Here is an 8,304-nt window from a genome sequence, read left to right as displayed (position 1 = left end):
AACCTTATATGGCAGTAATCTGCTGCCAGGTTGGATTAGCTATTTACGGACTTACACCGTGATTCACTAATCAACGAATCGCACTATTTAATTTCTCAAGATGTCAGTGAATGTCTGACAATGTGTTAAGTTTATTTTATAAGTAAAAAAGATGACCGTATAAGAGGATGTTTGAAAAATCCTCTTGTTGGTATCAAAAGTTCTAGTTCTCTCTAAATCCCTGTTAAAAAGGGGAACTTTGATTCCGGTTCCCCCCCTTTTTAAGGGGGGTTATAGGGAATTTCAAAGTGCCTAAAGTTACAGCAAAACACTTTTCAAACAACCTCTAACAATCCGAATCACATCAGGATTTGGACTGTAGAAGTACTAAACAAGTAATGATGTATTGTAGTAATGAATGAAATACCAAATGGCACCAATGTGATTCTCTAACGACGTAAGAATTGGACAGCGTTTTTCGGACTAATCGGGACACACATTGTCTCAATGTTGTATTATTAAATCGCTCAATGTAGCTCGTTTTACCCGTCTTTTTTCCCACTGTTCGATGCCGCTTGCTCGGTAACACTGCCGCATACACAGGACAAAATCGATGTAAGATCGGACACTGGCGATAGACCGTATTGTAAGGTATTCCATAACTGACGGGCAGAGGCTTGGTCCCGCGCCAATATAAATACCAACAATTTCGCGCGTGTCTGCATCGAGCGCTAACCAAACCCATTGCTTAGTTACTCAAATTGTCCACAAATGACCGCAATTCATCGCATTGAATCGTTAAACTCCCCATTTTTTTTTGATGCCACTTGTACGCTTCGGGGCATTAACGCATATTTCTCATTCACGTAGTTTTCAGCCCTGGCTCAGAAACCTGCGTGGCACGAGCAATTCCTGCAAGTGAGATGCGTGAGAGCAGCAGTTGGTCAATCAATTCTCGTGTCCCTAAATCAATCACTTTCTTTGGCGAATGCTCAACGAATTGCCGTCCGCATTCATGACACTTGAATCGTTGTTTCCCGTTGTGGATGCGACCATTTTTAACCGTTTTACAAGAAGCACAGTTTGGGCAGACAGGCATGGGTAAAAAGTAATTAGCAATCACCTCTACTCTATCTATCATTACATCTTGATTACTACCCAAAAAATTAGCAATGGTAAATGAAACTAACCAAATAATAGTCAGCGTCGTGATTCCTACACGCAATAGACCACAAATTGTTGCAAAGAGTGTGATGACTGCATTAACTCAAACGCTGGAATCAATTGAAGTGATTGTGATCATAGACGGTCCCGATCAGGAAACAGTCAATGGACTATCTCAGATAGCTGATCCAAGATTGAGAGTAATAGAACTACCAAAAAATGTTGGGCCATCAGGGGCTAGAAATACTGGTGTGAGAGAAGCTAAAGGCACTTGGATAGCCTTTTTAGATGACGATGATGAATGGCTTCCAGAAAAATTGGAGCGTCAACTTGAAGTAGCAAATAATTCCCATTATGATTTTCCAGTTGTCGCCAGTCGTTTCATTTCCCATACTCACAAAGGTAAGTTTATTTGTCCGAGAAGGCTACCTAACCTCTCGGAACATTTAAGTGAATATCTTTTTGCGCGTAACTCCTTTTTTAAAGGAGAGGGCTGCATACAAACCTCAACTCTTTTCGTGAAAAAAGAGTTAATGCAAAAAATGCCTCTAGAAGAAAAATTTTACAGACATGAGGATTGGGAGTGGTTGCTTCGGGTTAGTGCTACCGAAGGTGTAGGAATAGAGTTTGTGCCTGAGCCTATGTCAATCTGGCATTCAGAAATGGGAATCAAGCGCTTAAGCAACATCAAGGACTGGCAATATTCCTTGGATTGGATTCGTCACAACCGCAATTTAGTAACACCAAAGGCTTATTCAGGCTTCATTGCAACAATTATCGCTCCTTCTGCCTCCTTTGTAGGTGATTGGAAAGCCTTCTTTCCTTTGTTGGGGGAAGCTATACGATGGGGCAAGCTCCGACCGATTGACATATACTTGTACTTAACTATGTGGCTGTTCCCTCAGCAGTTACGGCAGCAAGTTCGCTCCATTTTAGCCAAGAAGACAACTTAGGTGTTTTTCTGCTCCAGGAATATGCATTAACAAAAATTGGTCGTTTCAAGCTTTTCTCAATATTAAGTTAAAAGATATAACAAACGCCTGTCTGCTAATTAGCAAACAGGCGTGTCCTGTAATACAAAGTTCTATTGAGTGAGACTCGGTTAAATCTTAGTAGTAGAATCAACTGAGGGTTGAGACTGACTAACCGAATCTAACTTTGGTAAAAGCAGTAGATTTTGTGCTTTTAGATTACTGTTGATTGTTGCTTGCAAAATTGGGGTATGGGAGATGGAATTGTTAGCCAATGTAAACAGTGGATTTGACAAAATTCCTGCTATGGAAGTGGCAATTAATGTTACCACCAATCCGACCTGCAAAGGTCTTAGCCCAGGCAAGTCCCAACGCACTTGTGGATAATTCTTCACCGCGTCGGACATTTCATGGGGTTCTTTGACTACCATCATCTTGACTACGCGAATGTAGTAGTAGATGGAGACGACGCTGGTAACTAAGCCCAGCAAGACTAACCAATAAAGTCCTGCTTGCCAACCAGCCCAGAATAAGTAAATCTTGCCGAAAAACCCAGCCAATGGTGGAATACCACCCAAGGAAAGCAGGGCGATACTCAACCCCAATGTTAGGAGTGGGTCTTTTTGGTATAAACCAGAGTATTCCGCAATCTGGTCGGTTCCTGTACGTAGTGAGAACAGGATGATGCAGGTAAAGCCGCATAGGTTCATAAACAGGTAAACCAGTAGGTAAAATATCATACTGGCATACCCTGCCTGTGTACTAGCAATCAAGCCAATCATCACAAACCCAGCTTGGGCAATGGATGAATAAGCTAGCATCCGTTTCATGCTGGTTTGGGCTAGGGCGACTACGTTACCCAAGATCATGCTGAGAACTGCCAGAGCAGTGAAGACAAACCTCCACTCGTCAGCAACAAGGGGGAAGGCTGTTGTCAGTAAGCGGATGGCTAGGGCAAACCCAGCTGCTTTGGAACCAACTGATAAAAAGGCGATTACTGGGGTGGGAGCGCCTTCGTAAACGTCTGGTGTCCACTGGTGGAAGGGTGCAGCAGAGATTTTGAAGCCAATACCTGCGATCGCAAAAACCAGGGCAATCACTAAAGCTAAAGATTGACCGGCTTTAGCTGTGGCAATACCATTAGCGATCGCACTCAGTTCCGTTTGTCCTCCAGATAATCCATACAGCAGTGATACGCCATACAAAAATATTGCCGTACTGGAAGCTCCAATTAACAAGTATTTCAGCGCCGCTTCATTGGAGCGAGGGTCACGCTTGGTATAACCTGTCAATAAATAAGAGGAGATACTCAGGGTTTCTAGGGAGATGAAAATCATCACCAACTCACTAGCCCCGGATAAAAACATCCCTCCTAGAGTAGCGCTCAACAAAATAGCGATGAATTCTGCTAAAGCAGCGCCACTCTGTTCAATGTAGCTGATTGACATCAGTATAGTGGTAGCGGCAGACAAAGCAATGATGCCGCGAAAGACGATACTGAGGTCATCACCAATGAAAGCACCAGTAAAGGAGGTGGGATTTGGCGCATCCCATTGGAAGTATAGGGCGATGATCGAAGTCAGCAAACCTGCGATCGCTAGATATCCAATCCAGCGCGCGGATGTACGCCCCAAAATCAAATCAACAATCAAAACCCCCAAGAGGGTGAGAATAACAATCCCCTCTGGCAAAATCGTTCCAGCATTTAACTGGGATGCAATATTAGCAAAATCCATGAGATGTATAGGTTTTGGCGATTAGACATTAAGGCTAACTCTGTTCACTCTAGCAAGTTTTCCAATTCCGGGACTAGCTCTTTTGTTCAAGAGCTTAACAGCTTGGGTAGAGATACGCGATTGCACCAACTTCAGTGGCTTTCTCAGTATCTAGGAATTCACTGAACAGCTTTCCTACTTCTTTTTTCAGGCGTGACCTTCAGCGAATATCTTGATTACATAAATAATCATGCCACAGCCAGCGCGTTCGCGTAGCGTGCCGTAGGCGTTCGCATAGTGTGCCGTAGGCAATCGTCACGCATAATAAAGCTGATTAAAATTAATCAGGGCACAGCATTGCTGTGCCCCTACAGTATTCATAACTCCTAACTTTATTAAAAATCGACAGATGGCAGTTTGCCTTGTAGCGACTGAAATTTAGCTTGAACACAGTTTGCACAATTGCAACCAAGTTGATCAATAATCGGATTAGATATTTGAGTCAACTTTGGTATTGCTAAATCAGGAATTTGTAGTGTAGATGCTACCGTAATAATTTGTGTAGCATATGCAGATTTCAGGCTGGATGCGTGTGCTGGATTGACTACCAGCAGCATAAATGTCAGAAGGGCAGGACAGGCAAGTAAAATCAGTTTGACTATTTTCATAATTCTCACAAAGATACCTTTGCTGATACAGGATAGCTAATAAATTGCCGGGGTTCAATTTCAAGTAGTGAGTATTGCTTAACTACGCCCAAATCCTTGACCCCGCAAAACCTTCGACCAAACAACTAATTCGCCCTTTTCACCACCTGCGGCCAGTAAATTGCCTTGAGGATGCCAAGCCAGGCTAGAAAAGCCTCCTGAGACACCTGTGATAATTTGGGATACTTCCTTGGCTTGGTTCCACAAACACAACCAGCCGTCAGCAGCAGCAGAAGCGAGAAGGAAGCTTTTAGGTGCAAAAGCGATCGCATTGATCACATCTACATGATTAGTTAAGACTCGCGCTTCCCAACCTAAGGAATCATCCTCTAGCTTTTCCCACACCACAATACCTTCAACGCTAGAAGATGCCAGTATCGGCGCACCCACTTTGGTGGTAGCTTCTGACCATGCCAATTGGCGAATTTTACCAGGGAAGCCACGCATTACCCAAGGGTCAGGGTTGTTCCATTCCAAAACAGTGACACTACGATCCATGTTGCCAGAAGCCAGGAATTTGCCATCGGGCGACCAAGCCATAGCGAGACTAACAGTAGTCGTATCCAGGCTGTACGGTTCTTCATCCCAGTTTTGACTATGCCAAATCTTGACTCCCTTATAACCACTAATGGCTAAGTATTGTCCGTCAATGCGCCAATCTATACCCAATACTGAAGAGTTGTCGAAATTCAGCGTCACGACAATTTCATGAGTATCTGCATCCCAGACTTGGACGTAACGCCCTAAACTAAAAGCCAGTTGGTTACTAGTGTAATTCCAAGCTAGCTTGTCAACCCATGCGGGGGCATTTTCTAAAGTGACGATTAATTCAGTATTCTGCCAAATTTTTACTTGTCCATTCTGTCCACCAATAGCTAAAAATTTTCCATCTGGCGAAAAGGCAAGACAGTCTACTGATTTACCGTTACCAGTTTGTAAGGTTGTGAGTTCGCCATCATTCCACAGAACTACTTCCCCGGCGGCGGAAGTTGCTGCTAAAGTTTTACCTTGTGGCGACCAAGCGATCGCAGTTACATAATCTGAAAGTGTCCCCGAATAATGTTGTTCAAATTCCTTAGATTTGGTTGTGGAGTTCATATTTTCTACAGGAGTTAGAAGTTAGGAGTTAGGAGTTTTGAATTTTTAACTCATAATTCCTAACTCGCTTTTTATACCAGACAGGCGAGAAAATCTTGCTTGAGTTGGTCTGCATCAAGGTTGCGACCGATAAATACCAGTTCGTTTTTAGGAGTTTCACTTGGTTTCCAGGGGCGATCGGGTTTGCCATCAAATATCATATGCACTCCTTGAAACACAAATCGATTATCCTCTCCAGCAATATTTAAAATGCCTTTCATCCGAAAGATATCTGGGCCTTGGGTACGCAGTAACTCGGAAATCCAAGCGTTTAATTTTTCTCCATCAACTGCACCTGCTTCTACTAAAGCCACAGAAAAGACAGTTTCATCGTGTACATGAGCATCTTCGCCTAAGAAATCTGGATCAATTTCTAATGCCCGGTCTAAATCAAAGGCTTTTACACCTAATAAAGCATCCATTCCTAGTTCAGAATTTTGGGTACGGTAGATTTTTGCGATCGCATTCATCGCCCGAATCCGTTTTTCTAATTCATCCAACTCTTCTGGCGCTACTAAATCAGTTTTATTAAGTAAAATTACATCGGCAAAGGCAATCTGTTCTTGTGCTTCGTCTGCATCCCAATGCTGCCAAATATGCTTGGCATCTACGACTGTCACCACCGCATCTAGTGACAGTTGGCTTTGCAAATCTTCATCAACAAAAAATGTCTGAATCACTGGTGCTGGATCGGCTAATCCAGTCGTTTCAATTACTAAATGGTCAAATTTATCGCGCCGCTTCATCAAATTGCCGATGATCCGAATTAAGTCGCCGCGGACTGTACAACAGATACAGCCATTGTTCATTTCAAATATTTCTTCGTCTGCATCGATAATCAATTGATTATCAATACCCACTTCCCCAAATTCATTGACAATCACAGCAACTTTTTTGCCATGTTCGTAGGTGAGGATGTGATTGAGTAGAGTCGTTTTACCTGCTCCCAAATAGCCTGTAAGAACAGTAACGGGAACTGAATTGTTGATTACGTCAGCCACCATACTCTAAATTCCTCTTGTCTTACCTTGTGGATAATCATTATCGCCTATGATAAATCTTTTTATATTTTTGTGCTGACTTCTTTGCTATTGAAAATTGTTGGTCGAAGGTGAAAAAGTTTATTTGTTCTACTGCTCCTCATACTTTTATGATTTAGCTAAATTATTCGTTTTCGGCTGACAATCCTCAATTTGCGTCAATCTGAATATTGTTTGCTTCAAAGGCTTGCCGTACCCGTAGACGGAACTCTCGCCCAACGCTCCATTGTTCCATAGGTGCCGTTTTAATCCAGACGCGCACTAACATACCCATGTGGGATAGGTCATCAATCCCCAACACTTGGGGCGATTCTAGTAGGCGATCGCGCCATTCTACTTCGCTATACAATTGTTTGCATACTTGCTTGAGAATCTCTAAAACCTGCTTGGGGTCGTTTTCATAGGCCACCACAATGGAAAAGTCTACCCGTGACCAGAGGCGGGTTAGATTGCTGACATTCGTGATATTGCTATTGGGAATGGTAATTAGTTTACCTTCGTCATTACGTAGTTGAGTCACCCGCAGGTTGAGATTTTCCACCAGTCCGCTTTTATCCCCAATCTCAATTACATCTCCCACAGCAAATTGATCCTCCATCAAAATCAAGCAGCCATTGACCAAATCTTTAATCAGACCTTGAGAACCAAGAGAAATTGCAATACCGATGACAGCACCCCCTGCCAAAATTGAACTGGTAGGCATATTAAATATATTTAAAGACTGCAAGATACCCAAGGTGATAAAAACAAAAGTGATTAATCCTTTGAGTGCGCCGGAAACTGTTGCAGCTCGCAGTGCAATCCGTTGAGTTTCACTCAAGGGGAGAGAGGGATGGGTTATCCAGACATCAGTGAGGCGGTCAATTAAGGTTTTACCGATCCGAATAACAAGAGTGATGAAAAACCAAACAATCAGTAGCGCCAGGGGCCTGGCTACAGCCTCCGTCCACCATCTCATGAGGTAGGGGACGCGAAACATGATGACCACAATCCCGATGTACCACATCAGAATAAATGCCCAAAACAGTAGCAATGTGAGAAGAGAATAGATCCCCAGTTGGCGCTTGAGGCTGAACTGGTGTTGGATCATTTCTAGAAAGTGCGATCGCCCATCGGCGATGGTGTCTGGCTCTGTTTTCTTTTCGCTGGTCTCTATTGTGTGAATAGTTGTGGATGTTTCTACCTCAGATCGCTTGACCACATCCTGTTTTACCGCAGCTATATGCTCTTGATGGCGTACTTGCAATGCCGTGTGTTTGCGAATTAGAGTTCGCCGCAGTAACCACAACACAACACTCCCCAACAGTAAGCCGATGCTAATTTGCAGTGCCTGCCAAATCCGTTGCAACAATACCTTATGCGAGAAGAGTCTATTAATGCGTTCCACTTCTGCTTGTAATATTTTTTGCCAATCCTGCGCCAATTCCTCTAGAGTTTTCCCGTGGTAGTCAGCATCTGGCTCTGTTACTGTCACCAGCCTTAAAGGCCGAGTCGTTTCAATACGGTTCGGTTAAGCCAAAAAGCAGATAAACTGAGGGTTATCACCCAAGTGTACTGAGATTGAATGCAACTCAAAGAATTCTCACTGATC

The 8,304-nt window shown here is 43.3% G+C and carries 6 protein-coding genes and 1 pseudogene; 1 reads left to right on the top strand and 6 read right to left on the bottom strand.

Annotated elements, in window-relative coordinates:
• Positions 1 to 366: 366 nt before the first annotated feature.
• A pseudogene (locus V7K49_RS18000) lies at positions 367 to 1,078 on the bottom strand (IS1 family transposase).
• Between the two features lie 73 nt (positions 1,079 to 1,151).
• Between V7K49_RS18000 and V7K49_RS17995 the strand changes: the two are divergent.
• Complete coding sequence (locus tag V7K49_RS17995) at positions 1,152 to 2,096, top strand: glycosyltransferase family 2 protein (protein WP_335206689.1); 945 nt, start codon at positions 1,152 to 1,154, stop codon at positions 2,094 to 2,096.
• 149 nt (positions 2,097 to 2,245) lie between these two features.
• Here the strand turns inward: V7K49_RS17995 and V7K49_RS17990 are convergent, their stop codons facing one another.
• From V7K49_RS17990 to V7K49_RS17970, 5 genes are all read right to left on the bottom strand, one after another.
• Positions 2,246 to 3,850: an NAD(P)H-quinone oxidoreductase subunit N gene (locus V7K49_RS17990; protein WP_335206688.1), complete on the bottom strand. Its 1,605-nt coding sequence runs from the start codon at positions 3,848 to 3,850 to the stop codon at positions 2,246 to 2,248.
• A gap of 374 nt (positions 3,851 to 4,224) precedes the next feature.
• Positions 4,225 to 4,497 (bottom strand): hypothetical protein, encoded by a 273-nt coding sequence (locus V7K49_RS17985; RefSeq protein ID WP_335206687.1) that lies wholly within the window; start codon positions 4,495 to 4,497, stop codon positions 4,225 to 4,227.
• 78 nt (positions 4,498 to 4,575) lie between these two features.
• Positions 4,576 to 5,634: a WD40 repeat domain-containing protein gene (locus V7K49_RS17980; protein WP_335206686.1), complete on the bottom strand. Its 1,059-nt coding sequence runs from the start codon at positions 5,632 to 5,634 to the stop codon at positions 4,576 to 4,578.
• A 71-nt stretch (positions 5,635 to 5,705) separates the two neighbouring features.
• Positions 5,706 to 6,677: a CobW family GTP-binding protein gene (locus tag V7K49_RS17975; protein WP_335206684.1), complete on the bottom strand. Its 972-nt coding sequence runs from the start codon at positions 6,675 to 6,677 to the stop codon at positions 5,706 to 5,708.
• Positions 6,678 to 6,861: 184 nt separating this feature from the next.
• Positions 6,862 to 8,187: a mechanosensitive ion channel family protein gene (locus V7K49_RS17970; protein WP_335206682.1), complete on the bottom strand. Its 1,326-nt coding sequence runs from the start codon at positions 8,185 to 8,187 to the stop codon at positions 6,862 to 6,864.
• Between the last annotated feature and the right edge of the window lie 117 nt (positions 8,188 to 8,304).

This window comes from Nostoc sp., from assembly GCF_036919675.1.
GTDB lineage: Bacteria > Cyanobacteriota > Cyanobacteriia > Cyanobacteriales > Nostocaceae > Nostoc.
The sequence above is the reverse complement of the archived record's forward strand: the minus strand, read 5'-3'. Positions and strand labels throughout refer to the sequence as shown.